Raw genomic sequence first — 25,454 nt, 5'->3', positions numbered from 1 at the left:
TTCCAGTGTTAGCGTGCAATATCCGGTCTGACCATATCTTGCAGCGTTTTGATACCTTCATGGGAGAGTACCCATTCCACTAATTCCTTTTGCTTTGAAAACTCTAAATCCCCTTTATTAATAAAACTCCCAAAAAACAATCCAAGTTTAGCAATCATAACAGGGAGTACCATTTGTTCTTGTTCAGATAATGCGCCATAACCTTGCAAAAAAGGCTTCCCAAATGCTTCGCTTTTATCTTTTAATAAGTAAAAATAAAGTGCGTAGGCCACATCAAAGACACATTCCCCTCGCTGAATCGAATCGAAGTCCAATATACAGCACACTTCACTGTTTTTTTGGTAAAGCTGATTCCCGGGGTGCCAATCGCCATGTAAAATCGTTGTAGGTAGATCTATGGAAGCGCTTTCTAAATTTCGGGAATTATTCAGAATCAATTCATTTATTTGATAGATTTCCAATATGTTCTGATTCGTCCAGTTGTAAAGTGGCTGTAATTTAGACATATCGTCCAACACACTCCAATTGTAATAATCGTATATAGACTTTCTTGGTGGAGGATCTTTTTTAACATGCATTAGTGTTTGGTGCATTTTTCGCAGCATGATGCCGCTGAAGTAGGCTTGGTTTGGAATCCACTGGAAATGATTAGCCTGTACGAACGGAGTAACTTCTATAAAATGTTCATTGTATGTTGAAAAATAGTTTTCAAATTTATTTTGTATAGGCATTAATGCTGGTACATTGGATGAACGGAGAATCGAAATGATATCATGTGCATAGTGAATACGTTGTGGATCAAACTTTTCTCTATAGATTCGAATGACAAAAAGGCCTTTTTTTGTTTTGATTTTTAAATTCGTATTTACAAACCCACCAAGGCGGCCTTCAACTGCTATCAGATCTCCAATTCCAAATTCCCTGCATATTGATTGGAGGTCGCCTAATGGAAAGTCCATGTTGAAAACCCCTTTCACTTTGTCGAAAAACTATTTGAAATATAATTATTTAATGCAAAAAAGGCGTTATAAAAATGAATCATGCCAAATTTTTCATGAATTTCGTTTACCTTTTGGAAAACAATATTAAAATCTATACTTTTACCCAAATCATTTAATTGAATTTGATCCTCTTGTTTCAAATATTTCTTTTTGGCTATTTGTAGCATTTCCCGAAAAAAATCTAATAGATCACTGTACTTTGAGAGTTTACGTATTTCGTATATTTCTTCCATCAAACTGTTTAAATGCGTTGATTCGATAATGGGTTCCATGGGTGGAAAAATAGAAGCGATGTCAAATAGCAGGCTTAAAAGCATATCTATATAATCAATTTCATTATATTTTTCAAACCAGTAATCAGTACTTGCTTTAATTTCTTTGGTCGTATAATTTCGCTCATGTTCTTGATGTGCGCTTATAATATCGTGTCTGACAGAAAATTCACTACCGGATTTGTAGAGCCTATAGCCTAAGTCAAAGTCCTCAAATCCCCAATTTGCATTTTTTTCATCAAATAAACCAATTTCCAAAACCCTTTTTCGTTCAACTGAAGCGTTATTTGTTAGAAAATACCTCCATGGAAAATGGTAACCCGTTAAATTCTCCTTATACGTTTGAAGGGTTTGTTTTAAATAGGAAAAGAGAATAACGTTATCAAATTCGAAGCTATAGTTCATAAACGAGCCGTCTTTGATCTGTTTTTCAGATATTAGTTGATAGACAATATCGTTTACTTGTTGAACCCCAGTATATGGGTTGTTTAACCTTTTAAATAGCTGTTGGTGAAAGGATTTAAAATTTTCATAATAAAAACTGTATATTCTCAGCCAACATAATCCACAAACCACCTTGTTTTTTTCTTGATGTGCCTCGATATGCTTTCTTACATAATCTTTTGACGCGATCATATCACTATCATGAAAAATCAGAATATCTCCGTTAGCCTTTAATATGCCTAGGTTCCTCCCATAGGCGATTCCCCTATTCTGATCCACTCGTAATGTTATAAGAGGGAATTTTGCTTCGAATTTAGATAGCATATCAATCGTGTCATCTGTTGATCCATTGTCGATCACAATCACTTCAAAATCCTGATGTGGGTAGTCTTGGTACGATAGAGAGAGCAGGTTTAAATATAACCGTTCCTTTGCATTATAGGATGGGATAATAATACTTGCTTTCATCATTTCACCTTCTTCATTTGTGATGGGAATCATTTATACATCCAAAGCCATTATTGACAAATTGCGAGTACCCATTCAGCTACCAATACCGTTTCAAATCTTCTTCAGATGCATATCCGTTGAAAGGGGGATCAATTTTTTCTGCCAAATCGATTGCCTCCTGGAGCTTCTGTTGATAATACTCAAAGATAAATGGAACACTTTTCTGGTTAAATATTAACTCGATTTTATTTTTATTCACAATTCTCAAACCGCAAAAGTGATAAAAGATAAGCCTATCTTTATTTACATAAACTGCACCATCATCTTCATGGAATTGAAATTTCAGGTCATTCCATATACCGATATTGACTCCTGGTGTTGTGATATCACAAACATTGGAAAATAACTTTGGCATTTGATCTAAATATTTCTGATCACCAAAAAACCCCTCACTAGGTACAATTTCACATCGTTCAATGCATTTCTTTTTCCACCACTGCAAACAAGATAGACCAAATTCATCCTTTTTGAAGCTTATATATCCAGAGTTATAAACTCCCGTTATTTTTTGCATATAATGCATAAAGCCGGGACTCCAAGAGGGGTTGTACTTTTCTTCCGGAGACAATAGGACCGAGCAATCTGGTTGATTCTTGAATATAATGGAAGGGTCATTCCAAAAATATAAATCACAATCAAGATAGGTTAATCGACTTGCCGAATGATGTTTCATCATAAGATGTTCTAAAAAAATAGGTTTTAACGTCCAACAGTATTCATGGATCTTTCTTTCTGTTTTTAAAGCTAGAACTTCTTCTCCAAGTTCTTTTTCATGAACGACGTGAAGATTTTTAATATTTAATTTTTCCAATAAGTTATACGTCTCATCTTGAATGCAAAGTGCGAATAGATCAAAATCCTCCTTTGACATCTTTTGCAAGGAAAAAACCAAGGCAAGGAATTGGTATACCCTGCCTTTCGATAAAATGGAACAATAAACATTTTCCATTGAAGCACCTCATTTTCTTTTTTTAAGATAAATTAGTTCCTATATAACTACAGTTGAAAAATTTTGAATGTTATGAGTTAAATAGATTTCATATCAATATTACGATACTCATCAATCTGCTTCATGCAAACAGCCATCAAGTCAGAATTAGATTGATAGGCCTGTGTCCATTCAATGACTTTGTCAATTGCACATTCGGTATTCCATTTCGGATACCACCCCAATTTGAATTTCGCTTTTGAGCAATCGAGTCTTAATTGATGGGCTTCATGTAGATGACGTCCGTTTTCAATTTCATATGTGGCATCCTCTCCCCATTTGGAACAAAGACTCTTCACAACCCATTCAACGGATTTTCCGCTATCATCGTCTGGACCAAAATTCCAGCCTTCGGAATATTGCTTTCCATCACTATATAATTTCTCTACCAATAATAGGTACCCACTTAACGGATCGAGGACATGCTGCCACGGCCGAATAGCATAAGGATTTCTAATTTTAATTTTTTCTCCCCTTAACAAGGTTTTAATGCAATCCGGTATTAAGCGATCAACCGCCCAATCACCACCGCCGATGACGTTACCGGCTCTTGCAGTTGCGACCCCTACTCCGTGCGATTCATAATCCTCCAAATTAAAAAATGATTTTCGATAAGCTTCAGTGACTAATTCTGAGCAGGCTTTACTGCTGGAATATGGATCATATCCGCCGAGCACATCGTTTTCCCGGTAACCCCAAAACCACTCCTTATTTCCATAGCATTTGTCAGTGGTTACGTTAATCACGGCTTTGATGGGAATGCCCTTGTGGATGGCATTTCGGACGGCTTCTAGTAAGTGAACGGTTCCCATTACGTTAATTTCATAGGTTTCAACTGGGTTTAAGTAGGAGGCTCTAACTAATGGCTGTGCTGCCATATGAATGACAATTTCAGGCATTAGTTCTAAAATAGTGGATTGTAATGTGTTGATGTCCCTAATATCCGCATATCGGGTAGGTATCAGCTGGTCGATACGGCATAATTCGAATAAACTGGGGGAAGTTGGGGGCCTCATACTATATCCTGTTACCTTAGCGCCTAATGAATAAAGCAACAAACATAACCAGGAACCTTTAAATCCGGTATGACCGGTAACAAGTACTTTTTTTCCATACCAAAAATCTTTATTCATAAACTAACACCTTCTTTTCATTCCTCAAATTGTTCAATTCTACTCTCCTAATCGGAAATATTCCTTATACCATTCTATTGTTCTCTTTAAACCTACATCAAAACTAAAGATTGGTTTCCAGCCTAATACCTCTTCTGCTTTTTGGGCAGACAGAAATTGCTGTTTTGATTCGTTGTTTGCTAATTTTAGAATGATTGGATGCAAATCACTATTCATAACAGTCAATATTTTAGTTACGACATCCAATACACTTAACGGTTTTTCATTACTGAAGTTAAACGCTTCTCCCGCAATCTCCAATTCCTCCATTTTTTCTGCCAATAGCATCATGGCATGTATGGCATCTTCAACATGGAAATAGTCGCGAACAAAAGTGCCATCACTCCTTATTACGGGGGATTTATGATGAATAATAGAGCGGATGGTTTGAGGTATGATCCGATTAAAGTTTAAATCTCCACCCCCGTATACATTTCCGAATCTTGTGATACATACAGGCAGTTTGTAAGTATAAAAATAGGTATGGGCTATTAGGTCAGCACAGCTTTTTGAAACATCATATGGTTGTCTCCCTTGTAGGGGGAAGGTTTCATCAAGTGGGACTCGTGTATGATGACCATATGATTTTTCACTTGATGTAATGATTATTCTTTTTACCGGATGATGCCGGCAAGCTTCTAATAGGTTCCATGTACCACGTATATTGGTTTCAAAAGTATGAACTGGATTCTGATTCGCTGTCCCCACGATGGATTGTGCAGCCAGATGAAAAACAGTATCTATTTCATATTTCTCCAGTGCCTCTTGGATCATTGGGAGATCCGCTAATGTTCCGTGAACATAGTTGATGTTTGAACATAGGTCCTCGTGAAAAGAAGAGGAGTTCAAACCTTTCCCTCGAATAAGTCCTGTTACATTTACACCTGATTTTGTCAATTCATTTACTAAATACCTTCCCAGAAAGCCTGTACATCCTGTAACTAAAACATTCCGATCCTTCCAAAATGGATTCATACTATTCATTCACATTCTTTGCCTTCCATCTTAATTCGTTACTTCGCCCAAGAATTCATACCTTGCTTCCACATTTCATTTAGTTCTAACACGTTTTTATAGGTATCCGCTCCCATCCAGAATCCTTCATGAAGATACACTGCCAATTGACGATCTAGTGTCAGATTTTTCAAGGGTTCTTCTTCAAAAATGCAATTGGGATGATCGGTTAAGTATTCGAATACTTTAGGTTCTAATACAAAAAAACCTCCGTTAATAATCCCTTCACTCCGTGATTTCTCAGCAAATGATTCTGCTATTCCTTTATTAACAGTTAAAATACCATATTGACTAATTTTATTTACTCCTGTTACGGTCGCAATTGCCCCATTGCCTTTATGGAATTTCAATAATTCCAATAAATTTATATTGGCCAATCCATCAGCATAGGTAAGCATAAAGGTATCGTTTCCTATATATTCTTCTGCTCTTTTTATTCTGCCTCCCGTCATGGTCTCTAAGCCGGTATCGAGAAAGGTGATTTTCCATTTTTCTGGATGTTGCAACAATTGAATGTTTCCGGTAGAAGTATCTAATGTAAAATTATGATTTTTCCAATCATAATTCATAAAGTATTCCTTTATCTGATCTCCTTTATATCCAAGCAATAAAATAAAATCATCAAAACCATAATGTTTATATAGTTTCATGATATGCCACAGCAAAGGCTTGCCTCCTACTTGGGCTAATGGTTTGGGTACATCATTTGTCAACTCACTCATCCTTGTACCCTTTCCTCCACATAGGATTACTACTTTCATGTATTTCCCCCCTGTTGTCATTACATTTTCTTTCATCTTATTCGGTCAAGTAATCCTTGTTAACGGCTTATCCCCATTTATAGCAATAATATATTAATTTGGGTCGGTAGACGCAAACTATTACTGACACAGATTTGAAAGGCCCGTTCGAAGAATTATACGATGCTTTTGCGATTAGTCCTACCCGTATAGCGGAAATGATTCTGTTTTGCTTTGAATCAACCTAAAGATGTTACCGTTAATGAGTTTATTGTAAGACCATCTCGACAACAGCCTTAAATCGATAAAAGTTTTCTCACTGAGGACATTCCAATAACAGATAGGACGCAGGTTAATAAAATAGATCACAGCCTGATTGGAATCGAACAGTCTGTGATCTATTTTTAGTCTTAAGATCAATTGCTATTTAATAAGCCCATTCTGTATTCATTGAATTAATTCATGATTTCACTTCATTGAAAAATTGCGGCCATACTCGTATTTATATTTCGGTTTCCATGCCATTTCTCCTTTTATTAGTTGAAATACATGGGCTATAAGTGTTGCTGTATAAGTTTAACAGTCTAATTAACGAATTTTGAATGGCTCAATGTATGCGTAAAACCCGTAAGATACAAAAAAAGCAATTCACATGCAGTGTAATTGCTTTTTAAAGAAGTGTATGGATATAACCCATGCTAATAAAGCTTTCTTTAATGTTCGGGCCATCCCCTTATAGTGTAGACTATGGTTTTTTATCGCCAAGTAAAAATAAACTACAGCAGATTTTCCCCGGTTTACAATGACATTACTTGTTTTTTACGATGGATAGTATCGTAATGGTGCTTATAATGCAGAGTGTGCCGAGCCACTCGGCAAAACCGAACGTTACATTCAACCATAAAACGGATATTAAGGTTGCGGATAATGGCTCAACGGAAGCCAATAAACTTACCTCTGAAGCAGATATGAATTTTGTACTTTCCAAATAAAAATAAAAAGCAATGATCGTACCGAAATGATGATGAATAAAACCGCTGAAAATGAAGGTAACGTCCATTTGCCTTCAAATGCCCATGGGGGATGGATCATGCTAAAGCATATGCCTCCAATCAACATGCCCCAACCCACAACAATCATTGAACCCCATCTTGAAAGGAGTTTAAAAGGCTGCAATGTATAGAATGCCAAGGCAAAGGCTGATGTTACTCCCCAAAATACTGCCCACCCAGAAATGGAGAGTGTACGTATGCTTCCTCCCGTCACAAGCAAAAAAGTGCCTAAAATCGCTATGATTACAGCTACGCTCACCGTAATGCTTGGAAAACGTTTGGAACGAATGGCTAAATAACAAGTGATCAGTGCCGGGGCCAAGTATTGAAGGACAGTGGCAGTGGCTGCGTTGCCATGTTCAATTGCTGCAAAATATGTGTATTGAACAGCGAGCATGCCCAGAATGGCAAAAAGGATAATTTGAAGCGCATCATTTTTAGTTTTCCAAATCTCAAAAACTTTCAGTCTTTCATTCTTGTAAGCGACCACCAATAAAATGATTCCAGAAAGCAACAAGCGTACAACAGTGAGCCACTCAGGACTGAAACCTTGCTGCTGAAATAGATATTGAGCTGCCGTTCCTGACACTCCCCATAACGCAGCGCCAGTCAGTACCAGTGCAATCCCTTTATTTCTTGAAGGTGATATAGCAACTAAAGTATCATTATTCATTTTTTTCTTTCCCACTTTTTACACGTTCCGTATGGGCTTGAATTCTAAAGTAACTTTCTTTCCAATTCTTTTCTATCTCCTTAAGCACCATAGTGAGATTTCCCCCCCTGATTGCCTGTATGATCTGATCATGCTCATCAACGGAAAAGTGAACATCACTTACCTGATTGAAATAAAACAGTTCCATTCGTATAAGTTTTTGTTTGAGTCCCGATAGAATCCGCTTCAACTCATCATTTGTTGAAAGATTGATGTAAATGGAATGAAAGTCATTATCTTTCTGGACGGCCACTATTTGATTTCCCTCGTCGATTGCGTTTTTCACTTCATGATTGATGGCTTCCATTTCCATTAAGTGTCTTTCTTCAATGAAATCAAAAGCCTGTTCCATAGCCAGCTTTTCCAGTGTCCAAACAAGGGAATATATGTTTAATCCCCCTTCGAATCGAATAGGGGAAACAATAGTTGAACGGCTCGGCTTGGTCTCGACAAATCCCTCATCCTCAAGCCTTAAAAGTGCTTCTCTAATAGGGGTTCTGCTTACTCCCAATTGATCGGCTAATTCTTTGTCGCGTAATTGTTGGCCTGGCGTCAGGATCCCCTGGACAATCCAATCCCGCAATATCATGTATGCTTCTTCACGTACAGACGTACGTTTAATTTTTTGTGAAGAATATGAATGCTTCAACGGCTATACCTCCTTAAAATACAGATATATAATATGCAATATATCACATATTACATGCCGTTGGAAGGAATTATAGAACATTTTAAATCTGGGTCCTTTAATAAAACATCAAGCATCTTTTCACATAATAAAAGGGAATCCTTCCATAGTAAAAACACTTCTTTACGATGATGAAAGTAATCCTTCTACCATGAGTCTCGAGCTTTAGATTTACAACGATTCACTGATTAAAAATAAAGTTCTATTTTTTTGTATACCATTGTTTGTATTATAAAATTCTTAGTACACTAGATTGAGACTAACGGCATTTGCAGTTTATCGCTTTCAGAAATAACAAATATTGGATATTTTTTTCGCGAATGAATTGGATACTTCTTCACTTTACTGACCATTTTCAAGTGAAATTTGTGTTTCTAAAAAAATGTCTTGAAAATATCCTGGTGCTTACCGCATTCATTACATGAATATTCTATTTCCAATGCATCCTCAGTTACTGTATGAACTGTCTCTTTTTTACAAGTTTCACAAAATCTCTTTTCGGATATTTCTTTCATTTATCATTCACACTCCGTTTTTTCAGCATATTTGTAGCCTTGTTACTATTATTTTGCGAATATCCAACCGAAAAAATACCTTTTTCCTGAAGGGCCAGAGAAAAAGGTACTAAAATTGTTATTTTAACCTTGGATTCCAATACATCAAAGCTGCATGAAACGGATATTCGTATTCGAAAACTCCTTCTTTTTCCGCCACATATTTATTTAGGATCGTTTTTACTTCATCATAGGAAAAATGTTCATCAAGAATTTTTGTTGTATTATCTCGGATCGCTTCTTCATAGGTGGAATAGATTTTTTTACTTTTCAATTTAACGATCTTACAGTTCGCCAGTATTCCAAGTTGATACAAAACATTCAAGATGTGTATATAATCCCGTCTTCTTAAATTGATCGTATATCCTCGTTGCTTCAATTCCATATAATGAGGTTTTTCTGGTCCGGTTGTCATACCTACTATCGCTATACGAGCTGCAGAATCATTCATTTTTAATAAGGTATGACCGATATCACTCATTCGGTAATAACAATTAAAACCAAATACTACGTCATATTTGACTTTTTTGTTATCACTTTCCCACTTATCATGAATTAACTCCATGTTTTCGAAACCTTTTTCGTTTGCCTGGGATTCCAAAAAACTGATAATGCTTTTGGAACTATCTATACAAGTTAGCTTCCTGACCTCTTTTGCAATATCAAATGTATAATTGCCCCATCCAGGGCCGATTTCCAATACATGATCCTCCTGTTTTAATAATGCCAATAACTCTTGCTGCACAATTTTTGCATAAGGGTCCTCTTTATGTTGTTTTTTCATTGCAACCTTGGAAGCCCAAAAAGCTTCTTCTGCAGCATCATCTTTTAGCCTGTTAGGTATCTTCCCTGTATGATCTGTCATTGCCTGTTTCCAAAGTTCAATATAATCTGTCATCTTTTCTCCCCTGAATTTGTATGTAGTTATCAGTTTTCAAATTAAAGCAAACAGCCAAATACTTCCTCTTTTAAATATATTAGCATAACATAGCTAAAACTTTGTTTTAAACATAAGAAAAAGGAGCAAAAACTTTGCTCCTTTATCCATATTGCTTATTTTTCTAAAAACTTTTATCTTTTCGATAAAGCTGACCACGTATTTTCAAGCCATTTATCAAAGTCTGCTCCTTTTTCACCCTCATATGTATCATATATATCCATTCTCATCTTCTGGAATTTGTCTTTGAATTCATGATATGTGTGATTTTCAGGTAAACTCTTCTTGATCCTCACTAAGATTTTGGTCAAACCTTTGATCAACTCGCCCTTTTTCCTTGCTGGCATTTGCACATCTTCGCCTAAACTTTTCAATTGACGGTAGGCTGCCTCTTGAACTTTATATACAGAATCATTATTCATGATATGTGTGAGAATGTCGATTACTTGTTTGTTTTTTGCTTGACCTAATTCTTCGATTGCATCTAAACGTTCTCTCCAATTAGATTTGCGATTGGCAGATTTTTTTAATTCCTCATAGTTGGCAGGTAACTCGATACCCTTTGTTTCCTTGTTATTCAAATGAATCATTTCTCCTTCTATCTTAGTGATCCGGATATCAAACATGTATCCGATATGATAATCCCATTACCAAAATGGCTTATTCCTTCTTCATTATACCCTTTTCCATATTAATATATATTTAAATTTATCCGTATCGTCAATCACCCGGGTTCCGGGGCGAGATGCTTTGTTTGTCTTCAATTTACCTGTGCCTAACTTTAAAAGGCATAAATCCTGTCTGGATTCATGCCACTTTGAAGGATGCTTTTATTATTGAACATGTACAAATCTAGTCCACGTAATGTTTTTTATTATCTGGATGAATAGAAAATTTTTTACGTAAATTGACGAGGTTTACACCAAAACTTTCTTCTAAAAGTTCCTTATGTTTCTCCATGATTTCCATGAGATACAAATCATGAATCATGACTTCTGTAATGGGCATCACTAAACCTACATGCATGGTCCATGCTGCACGGCTATCTTTACCAAGAGAGACTATACCAGCGACTACTTCTGAATCATCTCCACTGATAACAAGCCATCGCCCACCATACTCTTCTGTAATTTCATAACCCATATAATGGAGGTAAACATTTGCAAAATCACAGACGATTTCCCCATAGGCAATAATTGTTACATTGACCCCACCATTTGCGGCCTGTCTTAGTTCAGGTTCTAATTCTTCGAATTCGTCTTCCCAAATCTCTAAGAGTATTCTTTTTTTAGCAGATAATATACAAGCTTTAACCTTATCGAGTATTTCATTGCGTCCCATTATATTCCAGATATTTTCACGATCATTTGCAGATCGTTCGAACTCCGCCAATGATTTTTCTGCCAGTTCAAAATTCTCTTCCGCTTTCATCCGCCGGTTTTTTATTAGCTCCTTTGCAGGAACAGGAGTATACTGTGGTGTGTTTCCAGGACTGACCAGAATATCTCCGCGTATGGCGAGACTATCCAGAATTTCATATATTCTTGAACGTGGTACACCGGAGTTTTTTGCTACTGCATAGCCTGTTAATGGCGATTCTTCCAATAAGGCAAGATATGCTTTCGCTTCATATTCGGTGAAATTCAGATTTTTTAATGTTTCTAAAATGGTTTCTTTCATAAACCCTCCAACACAACCGTAGTCGCTACCTTTGTAACTAATATTTTAGCAAAATCTGTTGACGTTTTCCATTTTCATCTAATATACTTATTAAGTAGTTACTTTAGTAACCACTATGAGAGTGGGAGGGGGAATTAGTTTGGACAGCTTACTTACATACATATCAATAGTGGCGATGATGGTTATTATACCGGGAGCAGATACAATGCTCTTACTGAAAAACACGCTTAGCCATGGTCCGAAAGCGGGACGTTATACCGTTCTCGGAATGGCAACGGGACTTTCTTTTTGGACGCTTATAGCCATTCTTGGACTATCTGTTGTCATTGCAAAGTCTGTGATTCTTTTCAGTACAATCAAATATTTGGGAGCCGCCTACTTAATTTACTTAGGGATAAAAAGTTTTTTTGCTAAAAGCGTTTTTTCCTTAAAAGAAATTCAAGCACAAGCAAATACACCTGTTAAGTATTCAAACCGGCACAATAAAGATTCCTTCATGCAAGCATTACTTAATAATATTCTGAATCCAAAGACCGTTTTAGTTTATATCACAATCATGCCGCAATTTATCAATTTGAACGGAAATGTAAACCAGCAATTGATTATATTAGCCTTCATCTTAACCTTGCTCGCTGTACTGTGGTTTCTATTTCTTGTTTATCTAATTGATTACGCAAAAAAATGGATGAACAATTCCAAATTCCAGAAAGCATTCCAAAAGTCAACTGGCTTAATTTTAATCGGTTTTGGAATAAAAACAGGAATTTAAATTCATTTACTCACACATTCCGTTCAGATAATTGAACGGTTTTTTTCATTTACGAACCGGCACCGATATCTTTTTAATTATACATATGGCACTGCTTTATTGACTGCAAAGATTTTTCCGTCTTCATCATTTAAAACAAAAACGTCAGTATTTTCCCATAGGTGCAGGAAATACTGACGAAGTAATGTCCTATGAAGTTTGAAGTATCCCTTTTTGTCAATCCAAGCCGCAAGCCTTGGCAAGTACTTCAACAAGGTGCAAACTTTTCATTTGGTTCGCCGCTCCCTCCCTTTGGATGCCAATGCTCATTTGCATTTGGCATCCTGGGTTAACCGTAACAATGGTAGTTGCTTTCGTTTCGTTAAGATTCTTCATTTTCTCATCAAGAATTTTCATGGATTCATCAAAGTGGAGAAGATTGTATATGCCTCCAGATGCACAGCAACGGTCAAACCCTTCCATTTCGACATAGGAAACTCCTGGTATGGATTGCAATAATAAACGAGGTTCCTTTTGGACCTTTTGTACATTGCGTAAATGACATGAATCTTGATAGGAAACGATGCCTTGCCATCCTTCAGTGAAGGGTAGCGGCCCCAATTGATGTAGAATTTGACTGATATCTTTTGATTTTTCCGAGAAAGCCCTTGCCGCCGCAGCCCATTCTTGATCCTCTGCCAATAGATGTCCATATTCAAGAAGCGAAGCACCGCAGCCTCCTGCGTTATTTACGATTACATCAGCATCCGTTTGCATGAAGGCTTGGATATTCCTCTTTGCCAATGCTTTCGCTTGTATTGTTTCACCTTGATGGGAATGCAGAGCACCGCAGCAATTCTGATTTTCAGGGAGAATGACCTCACACCCTGCTATGGTAAGCAGCTCAATGGAAAGACGGTTAATTCGTGACATCATGGAATCCATGATACACCCTGTAAAAAATGCCACTTTTAATTTCGTTTCCCCTTTTGCCGGCATAATCGTACCTGGCCGGATACGTTTGGAAGAAGTCTCGATGTCTGGAAGTGCCTGTTCTAAATATGCAAGGGCAGGGGAAACCTTCTGCAATATATTTGATGAACGGATAAGCTTGGATAAGCCGGTTTTTTGATAGAGCTGCACTGCACTTCCAATCCTGTTCATTCGTTTTGGATATGGAAAAAAATGAACCAATGCCAGTTTTTTGATTCTTGTCATTTTGTTTTTTTGGTTTGCTGACGGGGAGTTTTCAATGGCTTCTTTAGCCGCTTCCAGTATATGTCCGTATGGCACACCAACAGGACATGCTGTTTCACAAGCACGACAGCCTAAGCATAAGTCGATTGGTTCAGCTAAATCTTTTTGGAAATCTATTTTTCCTTCGGCTGCCATTTTCACTAGATTGATACGACCGCGTGGAGAGGCGGATTCCACACCCATTGATTCATATGTAGGGCATGCCGGTAAACAGTATCCGCATTTTACGCATTGATTTGTCCAATCATAGGCATCTGAATATAAATTTTGGACCGCGGCATTTGACTCATTCGGTTTGGCGGGTAGATTCATGGAACCAACACGACCCTTGTCTGTCCCTTGTCAGGAAAAATCTTCCCTGGATTCAGGATATTATTGGGATCCCATGCTTCTTTAATTTTTTTCATCATATTCACTCCGGTTATTCCTAATTCCATTTCCATATATGGTGACTTTAAAGTACCGATTCCATGTTCCCCTGAAAGTGTTCCGCCTAAATCGATTGCCGCTTCAAAAATTTCACTGACAGCAAGCTCCACTTTTTTCATTTCCGTAATATTTCGTTTATCTGTAATGATGTTCGGATGTAAATTCCCATCCCCTGCATGACCGAATACAACCAAGTTCAACCCGTATTTCTCCCTGATATTGTTTAATCTCTCCATCATTGCCGGTATTTGACTGCGTGGAACGGTCGCGTCTTCAGAAATTTTTGTAGGACCCATTTGTGTAATGGCCGGAGAAACCAATTTACGCGCACTCCAAATCGTTTGGCGCTCTTCCTCTGTCTCCGCTATCTTGACGTAGGAAGCACCCTCTGCCCTGCATATATCGGCGCATTTATTGATTTCTTCCTCAATCGCCAATGGGTGTCCATCTATTTCTATGATAAGAATGGCTTCTGCCTGAAGAGGCAACCCGGAAGGACGGTAGCTTTCAACAGCACGGATGCAAGCATTATCCATCAATTCCAGGGCAGAGGGTAGAATTCCTGATGATAAAATGCTGGTAATGGCATGTCCAGAATCTATCAAATGATTGAAGTGGGCGACAAATGTTTGTTTAGATTGAGGTTTTGGTATTAAGCGGATGATTGCCTCAGTTACGATGCCCAGAGTACCTTCCGATCCTACGATCAATCGGGTCAAATCATACCCAGTTACATTTTTTACGGTCTTTCCGCCAGTACGAATGATTTCTCCCGTCGGGGTGACCACTTCCAGACCTATCACGTATTCTTTTGTCGTTCCGTATTTCAATCCCTTTGGCCCGCTGGAGTTTTCTAATAGATTCCCGCCTATAGTGGCTACATTGGAACTGCTTGGATCCGGCGGATAGAATAAGCCGGCTTCTTCAGCCTTTTTATGAATATCTGCCGTAATCACACCTGGAGAGACTATGGCAAGCATATTTTCCCGATCAATGATCAATTTATCCCGCAAAAGGGTCATATCAAGAACCATCCCCCCTTTAACAGGTAAAGGGCCGCCGCTTAGCGAAGTTCCTGATCCTCTAGGGTAAACAGGTATTTTGTGAGTATTAGCCAATTTAACCACTGCACTGATTTCCTCCGCGTTTTTTGGCTGGATGACGATTTCGGGTAAATATTCCCCAAAAGAAGCGTCATAGCTATAACAGTACCTTTCTGCCAAATCAAGAAACATTCTGTCACCTGGAATTACCTTTCGAAGATCGACCAAGGCTTCTTTCTCCATGCTTCCCACTTCCTTTCTTAATAGAAATATGGTAAGGTCTACCCGTATGTAATATAATGGCATTTTAGGATTCTGCTAGGTATAATAATGATGAAAAAAAAGGAGGGTTTTTTTGAAAATCGCACTGATTCATGCAACCACAACTGCACTAAAACCAATTGAAATTGCCTTTCAGACGGTTGCACCGAACATTGAACTCCTTCATTTCATGGACACGTCCCTTCTCTCCTTGATGGAAAAGAGCGGCAAGTTAACTCCTGAAATCATCCGCCGCTTTTCTGCATTAGTGAATTTAGCTTATAATTCTGATGTTTCATGCATCCAGCTTACTTGCTCTGCCTTTTATGACATCACTGCAATTTTACAGCCTTTATACTCTGTAAAGTTATTTCGTTCAGATGAGGCCATGCTTGATGAAGCTCTTCGCTATACTCGCATTGGCCTGGTTTCCACCGTAAAAGAAACGCCGATCGCCCTTCAAAATTACCTATTAAATAAGAATCCGGACTGTATGATCGAGTCATTGGTCGATCCCGGAATCATCCATTTATTATCACAAGGAAAAAGAAAGGAACATGACGATCGGGTTAAAAAGATGGTGGAACAATTGGATGGAAAGACAGAAGTGATTTTGCTTTCACAATATAGTATGGAACATATCGCAAAGCAGGTTAATCCCTCTGTCCCTGTCCTAACGGCGCCGTTATTGGCTGCGAAAAGGTGTTTGGCCCATTTGAATGGAATGTACACATGAGTTTTCTTCGAAAAAATCATAACTTTGCCAGCATGATCGTATGTCACATCATATATACCGTTTTTTAACCGTTTGTATGATGCGAACCGCCAAAAACTTTGCCTACACCTTGAATTTTTTCAAGTATGACAATCAGAAGGACTGATATGAAAATAACCACGCTCGACACGGATGCGACGATTGGATTGTAGGCATCCTGCATTTGCGAGAAAATCTCGATCGGCAGCGTTCTCATTTCAGGTGATACCATAAAAAGAGAGACCGTTACATTATCAAATGATGTCAAAAATGCGAATAATCCCCCTGAGATGGCCGCGGATCCAATTAGCGGCAGTGTCACTTTCATGAATACCGTTAGTGGATTGGCTCCAAGTATGGCCGCAGCCCTTTCGAGATTATAATCAAATCCACTTAAACCGGTTAATACGAGCCGCATGACATATGGTATGCAAATCACGATATGGGCAATTAAAAATCCTGTAGACGTACCGGCAAGCATCATTGGTGTAAAGTACATTAAGAGTGCGATCCCTAAGACTAATTGCGGCACACTTAGTGGAGAAGTTAAAAGGGCCGTAATATACGATTTTCCCGGAATATCATACTTTGCGATGCCAAGGGCACCCAAAGTACCGAATATGACGGAGAAAAGGGCAGCTAATGCTGCGAACTTCGCACTATTCAAAAATGCTTCCAAAAATTCAGGGCGCTCCAAGATCTTGGCATACCATTGCAGTGAAAAGCCTTCAGCCGGAAAACTTGGATAATTGGCACTTGTAAAAGAAGCGGGAATAACGACAATGAGCGGGATCAAGATATAGATAATGGCCAAAACGGCTACTGCAACCCGAAGGCCGCCAAACGTTTTCATCATCGGAATACCTCCTTGAATTTCCCTTTTTCAAACGCTCTGGTAAAGACGGCTACCGATATGACAGTGGTTGCTAATAGAATATAAGAAAGAGCAGATCCGAATGTCCAATGCAGCAGGTTATTAATTTGATCATAGATGACAACAGGCATCACGGGCACGTTGGCTCCCCCCATTAGTGCAGGCGTAACATAAGCACTCATTGACAAACTGAATACGAGAATGCAGCCAGATACGATACCTGGGATGCTTAGCGGCAATGTAATGGAAAAGAACCTTCTGAATGGGCTTGCCCCAAGTATGGCTCCTGCCTTATCAAGAGAAGGATCGATATTATAAAGACTTGCTACGATGGATAAGATCATGAAAGGAAGATATGCATTGGAAAGCCCAATCACAACTCCTATCTCCGAAAACAATAGTTTCAATGGTGCATCTATTATGCCAAGGGCCATCAAGGTTTGATTAATCGTTCCATTAGGCAAGAGCAAAAGGTACCAGCCAAAATTACGGACAACTATACTCACCAAGAGCGGTGACACGATCAAGAGAGTGATATACCCTCTGATCCGCGCTGAACTTTTGGCCATTGTCAAAGCTACTGGATATCCTAGAAATAAAGCAACCAAGACCGAATATAAACTGATCTTCACTGTCAGCCATAAGGAAGATAAGTAATAGCTATCGGAAAATAGTTGTGTATAGTTTTTTATGCTATAAACTGCCTCCACTCCTCCAAGATTATCTGTGGATATGAAGCTTAAATATAAAATGTATAGCATGGGTATGACAAAGAAACCAAATATGAAAAGCAGAATCGGCGTTAAAAGGAGTAATCCCGGCACCCAGACTTTCCTTTTCTTGCTTTTAGGCTTCTTTTGCGGCTCAATAGGACTCGTTTGCTGTTCTATTTCTTGACTAGCATAACTTCTGATGGGCTCCATCCAATCAACACCTCACTTCCATTTTGCCATGATGAATCGAAAGCGGAAGTCAATACTTGAATACTTTTCCCCTGTAACAGAACATTGATTTCCCATGAGGTACCGAGATAGTTCATTTGACTGATCTTGGCACGATGGAAATCCAATGGAGATGAAGATTTTTCATCAAGAGAAACAACTTGGAGTTTTTCCGGTCTAATATAAAGCTTTACCTCATCCCCGGTTTTCAGATCACTTTCATTTCCCATGACGTTATTTGTGTCGACATGAGTGATATCAGAACCGATCTTGACGGCAATTTTCCGCTTATCGACAGCAGACACATTCCCTTCAAAACAATTCGATTTCCCGATGAATTGAAAGACGAACTCTGTCTTCGGATGATTGTATATCTCAGTCGGAGTACTGATTTGTTCAATTTTCCCTGCATTCATGACCACGACTCGATCAGACATGGATAGAGCTTCTTCTTGATCATGAGTCACAAAAATGGTCGTTACGCCAATTTCCTTTTGTAAACGCTTAATCTCGGCCCTTAGTTCATGACGCAGCTTTGCATCAAGGTTTGAAAGCGGCTCGTCAAGCAAAAGGAGCTCCGGTTCAACAACAAGTGCCCTTGAAATCGCTACACGCTGACGCTGACCTCCTGATAATTCCCTTGGATAACGATTCTCCAATCCTGACATTTTCACTAATTCAAGCGCTTTACTAATTTTCTTTTTTTGCTCAGCTTTCCCGACTTTGCGCAGTTTCAAGCCAAAACTGAGATTTTCATAAACTGTCATATGGGGAAAAAGCGAATAAGTTTGAAAAACCATTCCTAAATCACGCTTGTAAGGCGGAACCTTCGTAACATTATTGCCTTTAATATGGACCTCGCCCCGATCCGGATCGAGGAACCCGGCAATAAGGTTTAAGGTTGTGGACTTTCCGCACCCGGAAGGACCAAGAAGAGTGAGTAACTCTCCTTGTTTCACCTCCAAATCAATGCCATTCAGGACAACATTCGCTCCAAATTGTTTAAACGCGCCTTTTATCTCTACATCATTTTTATTTGAGCCAACCCCCTGAACTGCCTCCAGGTGTTGCCTATTATTTTCCACATCTTTTTTTAATACTTCCATGTGATCAACACGCTCCTTTTTATTTGAGTTTTTTCCCTAATTCAGGAGTAACCTCTTTCGCCCATCTGTCTGACACCTCTGCACGGATCTCAGCAAACTTGGCGAAATCAGGTTTGAATGTTTTATCACTTGCTTTAAGCCCGATTGAGTCTTCATATTTTTCTGGAATTTTCATGCCTTCGACTGTCGGATAAAATCCTTTTTCCGAAATTAATGCTTGTGCTTCTTCACTGATTACATAGTTGATGAATTCTAGGGCTTCTTTGCTATTTGGCGTATTTTTCACTAGACCAGCGCTGAAAGCCTGAAGCGGCACGCCTTCTTTAGGCACGGCCATCTTAATCGGAATACCTGAAACGGCTAATTCACCTATGGAATAACTTCCCATGACCGTTACGTCAGCAGCTCCTTGTTGGATCGCTGGCATCATTTGCGTTGAATTTTTATAAAATGTATTGGAATACGCTGCAAGATCTTTTGCCTTTTCGAGACCTGGTTCCATGTTTTCCGTACTGCCGCCGTTTGAAATGGCCAGACCATTAAGGGTATTGAAACCCCAATCATTCGTAATATCTGAAAATGCCGTTTTACCCTGGTAATCAGGTGAGACAAGATCATTCCATGATTCAATTGATTTTAAGCCTTCCTTTTTAAAGGTTTCCGTATTATAAGCTGGTGCAATGACTAAACCAAATGCTGGAGCGGCCGCATTTTCAACCGGAATGAACCGTGAATCCACCGATTTCATATTGGGAACATTGGACTCATCAATTGGTACGATCAGTTCCTTCTCCTTAGCGCGTATAACATCAACCGGTACAAAAAGGGCAACATCTATTTGCGGAGCATTCTTCTGTAATTCCACTTTGGATAGGATTTCACCTGATAAACCGGAAATATAATTAACCGTGATTCCCGTTTCTTCTTTGAATTTTGGGGCGATCACATCTCGGATGGCACTTTCGATGACACCGCCATTACCGGCTATCGTTATTTTTTTCTCTCCTTTTTCACCTGCACCCGTTTGTACGGATTCCCCTGGTTTTTGCGGAGTAGGATTACCACATCCCGCAAGAGCGATCAATACTATTATTGATAAAAAACTCATCAGCTTTTTCATAGTCATTACCTCCCATTTTTCATTGATTTCCAATAATTCCTTGTTCGGTGAAATAATTCACGGCCCCTGGATGAAAATCCAAGGGAACTTGGTTAGTTGCTTCCGTTATTGAAATATCAGAAGCGGCTGGGTGTGTATGCTGCAGTTCAGGCAGATGTTCATATAATGTTTTCACAAGATTGTAAGCATGAGGATTAGACATTTCCTTGTAGGTTACCAGGACATTTTTAATTGAAATCGTTTGGACATTTTTTTTCATCCCCCTGTATGTATCTTTGGGAATTTCATTATGAGTATAAACTCCATATTGTTTTTGAAGGCGTTCAATGATGTCTCCCGGTATTGGAATGAAAGTTAGTTCCGTCTGCTTGGATATGAAAGCGATTTCATTATTAGGGATTCCCGAAGAAAAGAAAGCTGTATCAATGGTACCATTTCGTAATGCTTCTGCAGATTGAGAAAAAGAAAGATAGGATAAATTCAATTGATCAGTCGGTAAATCGGATTCTAACAGTATCCGCTCTGCAATAAGCCTTGTACCGCTTCCAGCCGTCCCTACACTAATGCGTTTACCCACTAAATCTTCCAAGGAATCAATATCATTTTGTTTAGTAGAAACAATTTGAACATAATTGGAATATAGGGCCGTTAAAGCTCTTAACTTGGATTTATCCGTTTCAGGCAAATCCAGTACATCCACTGAGGTAAAACCAATTTCTGCCCGATGACGGCTAACCAATTCAGTATTTTCGATGGAAGCATCGGTGACTTGGGTACCTGACACAGCCCCGTTGTATTTTTCATACATATTTGATAATCTTTGTCCCAATGAAAAGTAAACACCTGTCATATCTCCGGTTCCAATGATTAACATCCTGTTATTTAAATCCTGTCCTTCAGAAGTTAGTTGCCTCTGGATCAAGGTAGTAGCAGGTTTAGATATTTCCTGCTGCTCATTCATAAAAGAACATCCTGTCATGAAACAAAATAACAAAGCGACTTTTATAAAGAGTGCTCCATTTTTCATCGTGATCCTCCTTTCTTAATGAATTTAGATGCAAATGCCATGCCAAGTCGATTTTCTGCTTTAAAACGCAAATCCTGCCGATTTCAAGAATGTTAAACAAGGATAAACCGGCAATTTTTTCCGGTTTTCCAGAAAAAATTGCCGGTTAACACGATGAACCCTTTATTCTTCTTTTGAAATGAGCTTGATTTTATCACGAAGGCTCCTTTCAGAAATTTTTAGGATTTGGGCTGTTTTTTGCCGATGATTATTACAATATTGAAGTGTGGCCGTTATGACTTTTTCTTCTATCTCTTTCATGGAAATCCCAATGGGAATCCTGAAACTGTTAAAATCATCGGCAGGGCCATCCGGCTGGAGAATGAACTTCTGTTCTTGAACATATTGCGGCAAGTCGGTTTCTTCCATTTTTTTTGAGTTTGATAGGGCAACAGCATATTCTATAATGTTTCCAAGCTCCCGGACATTCCCAGGGTAATGATAATCCAGTAAAATCCGACGTGCGGTTGCCGAGAACATCTTTTCTTCACGATTCATATCCTTCGCGTGTTTTTTTATAAAATAATCCATAAGGATCGGTAAATCTTCTTTTCTATCTCTTAGTGGCGGCATCGAGATGGGAATGACATTTAGCCTGAAAAACAAATCCTCCCTAAATTCCCCTTCCATCACCATTTGTTCCAGGTTTTTATTGGCTGCACTTATAATACGGACGTCCAATGAGATTTTTGTATTGGATCCCAGAGGCGTCACTTCCCGTTCCTGCAATACCCTTAATAATTTGGCTTGAAGTGGAAGGGGCATTTCACTGATCTCATCCAGAAAAAGGATGCCTCCATTAGCAGCAACGAATTTCCCTTCCTTCCTCTGAGTTGCACCTGAAAATGCTCCCTTCTCATAACCGAACAATTCAGATTCCAGCAGCATCTCAGGAATTGCTGCACAGTTGACGATCTGCATTGGATTGTTTTTCCTTCTTCCCAACGTATGGATATTTCGGGCTACAAGCTCCTTTCCAGTACCACTTTCTCCCGTGATGAGAACACTGGAATCAATATCTTTCACTCTTTCGATCATTGAGAAAATACGCTGCATAGCCTTGCTGTTACCAAGAAAGTTACCGAATCCCTTTTGAATCTCTAATTCTTCATGTAATGTCTCCAATTGATTGGACATCTGTTTGAATTCGGCTGCCCTCATCAACAACAAAGAAAGTTCTTCAATATTAATTGGCTTTTCAATATAGTAGTAGGCTCCTTTTTTTATGGCCTCAATGGAAGTTTCAATGGATGAATAGGCAGTCATCATGATGACTGTTACGTTAGGTGATATTTGTTTGATTTTCTGTAGGACATCAAGTCCACTTTTATTTCCTATTCTCAAATCAAGTAACACAATATCAAAGTGCTGATTGTCTATTTTCCGTAGACCCTCATCCGGTTCCATAGTTGTCATGACATCATAAGAATCTTCCAATGCAAAGCTAAGAGCGGTGCAAATAGCAGGTTCATCATCAATCACCAATACTTGCATTTTCATATGACTCCTCCTCTTTCCAGGCTTCTATTCAATATATATAGGTAGTAAAATGGTGAATGTCGTTCCTGAATTAGGATAACTTTTCACATGGATATCTCCGTTATTTTCTTTAATAAGCCTATACGATAACGTAAGTCCCAAACCAACGCCCTTTTCTTTATTTGTGAAAAAAGGCTCAAAAATATGGTTCAGTTCTTCCTGCTTCATCCCTTTTCCCGTATCCGATATGCCAATCCGCCCTGTCTTTTCGTTCACTTTATCAATGGTGATTTTAATGGTCTTTTCCTTTGTTTCTTCAACGGCATGAATCGAATTCAACACCAAGTTAAGAAGTACTTGTTGAATTTGTTGTAAATCTATATAAAATATAATGTCCTCCTCAATCATCTGCTCGAAATTTATTTGGTTTTTTTCCATCGTCACCTTATGAAAAGCAAGTAAGGATATAAGCTCATGAGCGTGGCAATTTGTAATATTTGGCGGCCGCGGACGTGCATATTCAATTAAATCGGTAACAATCCCATTCAAGCGGTTAACTTCAGTAGGTAAGTGTTCCATTAGAACTTGTCGGAATTGAGGATTATCATATTTACTCGGAAGTAAATCAATGAATGTTTTAATCGATGTTAAAGGATTCCTAATTTCATGTGCGACACCTGCAACGAGTTGACCAAGAGCGTGCAGCTTTTCTTGTGTGACCAATTTTTTCTCCAATGTTTTCTTTTCCGTCTCATCATTCATGGAAAGTAAGTATCCGGTTTGTATATCTTCAGTATTGAATATCTTATGCATCGAATAAGAAATCACCTTCTGTTCATTTTCCTCATTTAATACCAAGATTCGAAAAGAACCCATACAATTATTATCATATTGTTCTTGATGTAAAGCTTCGAAATTCTTCATCAATTGCGAATGATTCGTAAGATTCAGAATCATTTCCTTGGAAATGTTAAGAATGTCCGATGCTTTTGAATTGCAGCTGGTAATCATGAAATTGAGATCGAATGTTATGATGCCATTATTGATATTGTTTAAGATTTGATCTTTGAACGCTTCAGCATTAGCGATGTTTTGCCGTTGTTTCTCTAAATCCTTATTTAATAAATGTAATTTCAAAGTCTGGTTATGTACGGATTTTTTTAGCTTTTGATTCCATATGTAAATGATTAGAAGGATAAGGGCCACGGCAGTTAAGATTATGATCAACCAAAATATGAATTGTTCGAGTCTGGCAATTTTCTGATTGGATTGCGGCATTACCCATTTATCGATTATCCCATTGATATTTCGGTTTGCCTTAAGTTCTGTGAGTGCATTGTCCAACATGAAAAGAAGCGATTGATTTCCCTTTTTCACTGCAATCGTATAATCCGCAGGTTCAATGACTTCATCAAGAATGATGTAATTCTTTTCTTGGCGGAATTTTTTTAAATAGAAATCAGCAGTCCATTTGTTTCCGATGAACACATCAGCTCGGTTGTTCAATAATGTTAAAATTCCTGAGTATTGATTTGAAACGGTCGTTATGTTTGTATTCCTCATATTTAGAAATGTACTGATAACTGGTGTGTTATGGTCAAGGACAACATGTGAATCACGTAGATCCGTTAACGTATGAATATCCTGTTTCCTTTTACTAGGAATGATTATGGATTGGGACATTGTAAAATAGGATTGCGTGAAATCAAATTGGTTATCTTTTTCGGTATTATAGGTACTTCCAACAATTGCATCAATTGTTCCGTTACTTAAGGCTTTTTCGGCTTCTTCCATCCTCATCGGAATATATTTGAAATCTACGTCATTATATTTCGCTATTTCCTCCATTAAATCAATATTGATGCCTGTCAGTTCACCAGCTTCATTTTCAAATGAAAATGGTGGAAGGGCACTTTCTCCAGCAATTATAAATGTTTTTTCTTCAGCAAAAACAGCGGGAGACCATAATGTTTGAACAAAGATTATAAAGCAAAATATACTTAGTTTAAACAGCTGCCTTTTAATTAAGAGCCCTCCTTTTACGTCAAAATCCTTGCGGTCAGTAATCCTTTGCTAAAAACATCATGATTATATACTTCTCCAATTAAGACTTGAACCCTTTAATATGTAAAGAATTCTTAGTATAATCTGACACAATATAACAATAACCTACAAAAGAGTGTGTTTCTGAATGCATAAGCTGCCATATCCAATAAGGAGTACAGTAAAAAACATGAAGGTTACTCTTGTCTTGTTTTTAAATAAGTACGAAGAAAACGCGTTTGCCTGGAGTTTTTTCTTTCGGATAAGTTCCAGTTGATTTTAGAAATCCGCTCCCTTTCCGCCGACTGTCTGCCAAGCCGCATCAAAGTAAGCGTCTGTGGGGTCTCGGCAAGCCAGTTATTCGGCAGGATTTTTGCAAATTTCTTCCATCCAATAAGGATTACAGTAAAAAACATGAAGGTTACTCTTGTCTTGTTTTTAGACATATACGAAGAAAACGCGTTTGCCTGGAGTTTTTTCTTTGAATAAGTTCCAGTTGATTTCAGCAATGCGCTGCCTATGCGCCTACAGTCCGGCGGGCCCCGTCACAGTAAACGACTGTGGGGTCT

General features: G+C 38.4%; 22 protein-coding genes and 1 pseudogene. 2 read left to right on the top strand and 21 right to left on the bottom strand.

Annotated features, from left to right (window positions below; all coding sequences use genetic code 11):
* Positions 1 to 8: 8 nt before the first annotated feature.
* The 11 genes and pseudogenes from A6755_RS14895 to A6755_RS14845 form a co-directional block, all read right to left on the bottom strand.
* The gene (locus A6755_RS14895; protein WP_063591137.1) at positions 9 to 959 is read right to left on the bottom strand and encodes a phosphotransferase; all 951 of its coding nucleotides are present in this window, start codon (positions 957 to 959) and stop codon (positions 9 to 11) included.
* Between the two features lie 14 nt (positions 960 to 973).
* Positions 974 to 2,218, bottom strand: coding sequence for a glycosyltransferase (locus A6755_RS14890; RefSeq protein WP_084737782.1), 1,245 nt, complete (start codon positions 2,216 to 2,218; stop codon positions 974 to 976).
* A gap of 46 nt (positions 2,219 to 2,264) precedes the next feature.
* Positions 2,265 to 3,176, bottom strand: a complete 912-nt coding sequence (locus tag A6755_RS14885; RefSeq protein ID WP_063591136.1) for a hypothetical protein — start codon at positions 3,174 to 3,176, stop codon at positions 2,265 to 2,267.
* Positions 3,177 to 3,253: 77 nt separating this feature from the next.
* Positions 3,254 to 4,348, bottom strand: a complete 1,095-nt coding sequence (gene rfbG, locus A6755_RS14880) for a CDP-glucose 4,6-dehydratase (RefSeq protein WP_063591135.1) — start codon at positions 4,346 to 4,348, stop codon at positions 3,254 to 3,256.
* Positions 4,349 to 4,387: 39 nt separating this feature from the next.
* On the bottom strand, positions 4,388 to 5,362 hold the full coding sequence (locus A6755_RS14875) for a GDP-mannose 4,6-dehydratase (RefSeq protein WP_063592568.1): 975 nt from the start codon (positions 5,360 to 5,362) through the stop codon (positions 4,388 to 4,390).
* A 38-nt stretch (positions 5,363 to 5,400) separates the two neighbouring features.
* A complete protein-coding gene (locus A6755_RS14870; protein ID WP_063591134.1) occupies positions 5,401 to 6,162 on the bottom strand; it encodes a glucose-1-phosphate cytidylyltransferase in 762 nt (253 codons plus the stop codon).
* Positions 6,163 to 6,949: 787 nt separating this feature from the next.
* Positions 6,950 to 7,866: pseudogene (locus A6755_RS14865) on the bottom strand (DMT family transporter).
* The gene (locus tag A6755_RS14860) at positions 7,859 to 8,554 is read right to left on the bottom strand and encodes a GntR family transcriptional regulator (RefSeq protein ID WP_084737774.1); all 696 of its coding nucleotides are present in this window, start codon (positions 8,552 to 8,554) and stop codon (positions 7,859 to 7,861) included. Before A6755_RS14860 ends, A6755_RS14865 begins: the two are co-directional and overlap by 8 nt.
* Before the next feature lie 672 nt (positions 8,555 to 9,226).
* Positions 9,227 to 10,045: a methyltransferase domain-containing protein gene (locus A6755_RS14855; RefSeq protein WP_063591133.1), complete on the bottom strand. Its 819-nt coding sequence runs from the start codon at positions 10,043 to 10,045 to the stop codon at positions 9,227 to 9,229.
* Between the two features lie 173 nt (positions 10,046 to 10,218).
* Positions 10,219 to 10,674 carry a HEAT repeat domain-containing protein gene (locus A6755_RS14850; protein ID WP_063591132.1) on the bottom strand — a complete coding sequence of 152 codons (456 nt, stop codon included), beginning with the start codon at positions 10,672 to 10,674 and terminating at the stop codon, positions 10,219 to 10,221.
* Positions 10,675 to 10,936: 262 nt separating this feature from the next.
* Positions 10,937 to 11,764 carry a TrmB family transcriptional regulator gene (locus A6755_RS14845; protein ID WP_063591131.1) on the bottom strand — a complete coding sequence of 276 codons (828 nt, stop codon included), beginning with the start codon at positions 11,762 to 11,764 and terminating at the stop codon, positions 10,937 to 10,939.
* A 139-nt stretch (positions 11,765 to 11,903) separates the two neighbouring features.
* Here A6755_RS14845 and A6755_RS14840 point away from each other — a divergent pair, with 139 nt between their 5' ends.
* The gene (locus tag A6755_RS14840) at positions 11,904 to 12,533 is read left to right on the top strand and encodes a homoserine/threonine efflux transporter (protein WP_063591130.1); all 630 of its coding nucleotides are present in this window, start codon (positions 11,904 to 11,906) and stop codon (positions 12,531 to 12,533) included.
* Between the two features lie 216 nt (positions 12,534 to 12,749).
* On the opposite strand, the gene A6755_RS14835 is transcribed toward A6755_RS14840, so the two are convergent.
* Positions 12,750 to 14,081 carry a (Fe-S)-binding protein gene (locus A6755_RS14835; RefSeq protein ID WP_063591129.1) on the bottom strand — a complete coding sequence of 444 codons (1,332 nt, stop codon included), beginning with the start codon at positions 14,079 to 14,081 and terminating at the stop codon, positions 12,750 to 12,752.
* The gene (locus A6755_RS14830) at positions 14,078 to 15,484 is read right to left on the bottom strand and encodes an FAD-binding oxidoreductase (RefSeq protein WP_063591128.1); all 1,407 of its coding nucleotides are present in this window, start codon (positions 15,482 to 15,484) and stop codon (positions 14,078 to 14,080) included. Before A6755_RS14830 ends, A6755_RS14835 begins: the two co-directional genes overlap by 4 nt.
* 112 nt (positions 15,485 to 15,596) lie before the next feature.
* On the opposite strand from A6755_RS14830, the gene A6755_RS14825 reads away from it, so the two are divergent.
* Positions 15,597 to 16,238, top strand: a complete 642-nt coding sequence (locus tag A6755_RS14825) for a hypothetical protein (RefSeq protein WP_063591127.1) — start codon at positions 15,597 to 15,599, stop codon at positions 16,236 to 16,238.
* Between the two features lie 64 nt (positions 16,239 to 16,302).
* Here A6755_RS14825 and A6755_RS14820 read toward each other — a convergent pair whose 3' ends face one another.
* The 8 genes from A6755_RS14820 to A6755_RS14785 form a co-directional block, all read right to left on the bottom strand.
* Entirely contained in the window at positions 16,303 to 17,109 is an 807-nt protein-coding gene (locus A6755_RS14820) for an ABC transporter permease (RefSeq protein WP_095678476.1), read from the bottom strand.
* Positions 17,109 to 18,053, bottom strand: coding sequence for an ABC transporter permease (locus A6755_RS14815; RefSeq protein ID WP_063591126.1), 945 nt, complete (start codon positions 18,051 to 18,053; stop codon positions 17,109 to 17,111). Before A6755_RS14815 ends, A6755_RS14820 begins: the two co-directional genes overlap by 1 nt.
* Positions 18,017 to 19,177 carry an ABC transporter ATP-binding protein gene (locus tag A6755_RS14810; RefSeq protein ID WP_063591125.1) on the bottom strand — a complete coding sequence of 387 codons (1,161 nt, stop codon included), beginning with the start codon at positions 19,175 to 19,177 and terminating at the stop codon, positions 18,017 to 18,019. The genes A6755_RS14815 and A6755_RS14810 overlap by 37 nt, the downstream gene beginning before the upstream one ends.
* A gap of 19 nt (positions 19,178 to 19,196) precedes the next feature.
* On the bottom strand, positions 19,197 to 20,297 hold the full coding sequence (locus A6755_RS14805) for an ABC transporter substrate-binding protein (protein ID WP_063591124.1): 1,101 nt from the start codon (positions 20,295 to 20,297) through the stop codon (positions 19,197 to 19,199).
* A 19-nt stretch (positions 20,298 to 20,316) separates the two neighbouring features.
* Positions 20,317 to 21,324: a TAXI family TRAP transporter solute-binding subunit gene (locus A6755_RS14800; RefSeq protein ID WP_063591123.1), complete on the bottom strand. Its 1,008-nt coding sequence runs from the start codon at positions 21,322 to 21,324 to the stop codon at positions 20,317 to 20,319.
* A gap of 162 nt (positions 21,325 to 21,486) precedes the next feature.
* Entirely contained in the window at positions 21,487 to 22,863 is a 1,377-nt protein-coding gene (locus tag A6755_RS14795; protein WP_244889671.1) for a sigma-54-dependent transcriptional regulator, read from the bottom strand.
* A gap of 24 nt (positions 22,864 to 22,887) precedes the next feature.
* On the bottom strand, positions 22,888 to 24,768 hold the full coding sequence (locus A6755_RS14790) for a transporter substrate-binding domain-containing protein (protein WP_284108966.1): 1,881 nt from the start codon (positions 24,766 to 24,768) through the stop codon (positions 22,888 to 22,890).
* Between the two features lie 314 nt (positions 24,769 to 25,082).
* Positions 25,083 to 25,301, bottom strand: coding sequence for a hypothetical protein (locus tag A6755_RS14785; protein ID WP_063591121.1), 219 nt, complete (start codon positions 25,299 to 25,301; stop codon positions 25,083 to 25,085).
* Positions 25,302 to 25,454: the final 153 nt, after the last annotated feature.

Source organism: Peribacillus frigoritolerans, assembly GCF_001636405.1.
Lineage (GTDB): Bacteria > Bacillota > Bacilli > Bacillales > DSM-1321 > Peribacillus > Peribacillus frigoritolerans.
The sequence above is the reverse complement of the archived record's forward strand: the minus strand, read 5'-3'. Positions and strand labels throughout refer to the sequence as shown.

What these genes read in the sequence shown, in the direction of transcription:
- A6755_RS14845 (WP_063591131.1), bottom strand. Translation starts at nt 11,764, where the DNA reads ATGAAAGAAACCATTTTAGAAACATTAAAAAATCTGAATTTCACCGAA.
- A6755_RS14810 (WP_063591125.1), bottom strand. Translation starts at nt 19,177, where the DNA reads ATGGAAGTATTAAAAAAAGATGTGGAAAATAATAGGCAACACCTGGAG.
- A6755_RS14815 (WP_063591126.1), bottom strand. Translation starts at nt 18,053, where the DNA reads ATGGAGCCCATCAGAAGTTATGCTAGTCAAGAAATAGAACAGCAAACG.
- A6755_RS14875 (WP_063592568.1), bottom strand. Translation starts at nt 5,362, where the DNA reads ATGAATCCATTTTGGAAGGATCGGAATGTTTTAGTTACAGGATGTACA.
- A6755_RS14850 (WP_063591132.1), bottom strand. Translation starts at nt 10,674, where the DNA reads ATGATTCATTTGAATAACAAGGAAACAAAGGGTATCGAGTTACCTGCC.
- A6755_RS14805 (WP_063591124.1), bottom strand. Translation starts at nt 20,297, where the DNA reads ATGAAAAAGCTGATGAGTTTTTTATCAATAATAGTATTGATCGCTCTT.
- A6755_RS14885 (WP_063591136.1), bottom strand. Translation starts at nt 3,176, where the DNA reads ATGGAAAATGTTTATTGTTCCATTTTATCGAAAGGCAGGGTATACCAA.
- rfbG (WP_063591135.1), bottom strand. Translation starts at nt 4,348, where the DNA reads ATGAATAAAGATTTTTGGTATGGAAAAAAAGTACTTGTTACCGGTCAT.
- A6755_RS14870 (WP_063591134.1), bottom strand. Translation starts at nt 6,162, where the DNA reads ATGAAAGTAGTAATCCTATGTGGAGGAAAGGGTACAAGGATGAGTGAG.
- A6755_RS14895 (WP_063591137.1), bottom strand. Translation starts at nt 959, where the DNA reads ATGGACTTTCCATTAGGCGACCTCCAATCAATATGCAGGGAATTTGGA.
- A6755_RS14830 (WP_063591128.1), bottom strand. Translation starts at nt 15,484, where the DNA reads ATGGAGAAAGAAGCCTTGGTCGATCTTCGAAAGGTAATTCCAGGTGAC.
- A6755_RS14795 (WP_244889671.1), bottom strand. Translation starts at nt 22,863, where the DNA reads ATGAAAATGCAAGTATTGGTGATTGATGATGAACCTGCTATTTGCACC.
- A6755_RS14820 (WP_095678476.1), bottom strand. Translation starts at nt 17,109, where the DNA reads ATGAAAACGTTTGGCGGCCTTCGGGTTGCAGTAGCCGTTTTGGCCATT.
- A6755_RS14855 (WP_063591133.1), bottom strand. Translation starts at nt 10,045, where the DNA reads ATGACAGATTATATTGAACTTTGGAAACAGGCAATGACAGATCATACA.
- A6755_RS14800 (WP_063591123.1), bottom strand. Translation starts at nt 21,324, where the DNA reads ATGAAAAATGGAGCACTCTTTATAAAAGTCGCTTTGTTATTTTGTTTC.
- A6755_RS14890 (WP_084737782.1), bottom strand. Translation starts at nt 2,218, where the DNA reads ATGATTCCCATCACAAATGAAGAAGGTGAAATGATGAAAGCAAGTATT.
- A6755_RS14835 (WP_063591129.1), bottom strand. Translation starts at nt 14,081, where the DNA reads ATGAATCTACCCGCCAAACCGAATGAGTCAAATGCCGCGGTCCAAAAT.
- A6755_RS14785 (WP_063591121.1), bottom strand. Translation starts at nt 25,301, where the DNA reads ATGTTTTTTACTGTAATCCTTATTGGATGGAAGAAATTTGCAAAAATC.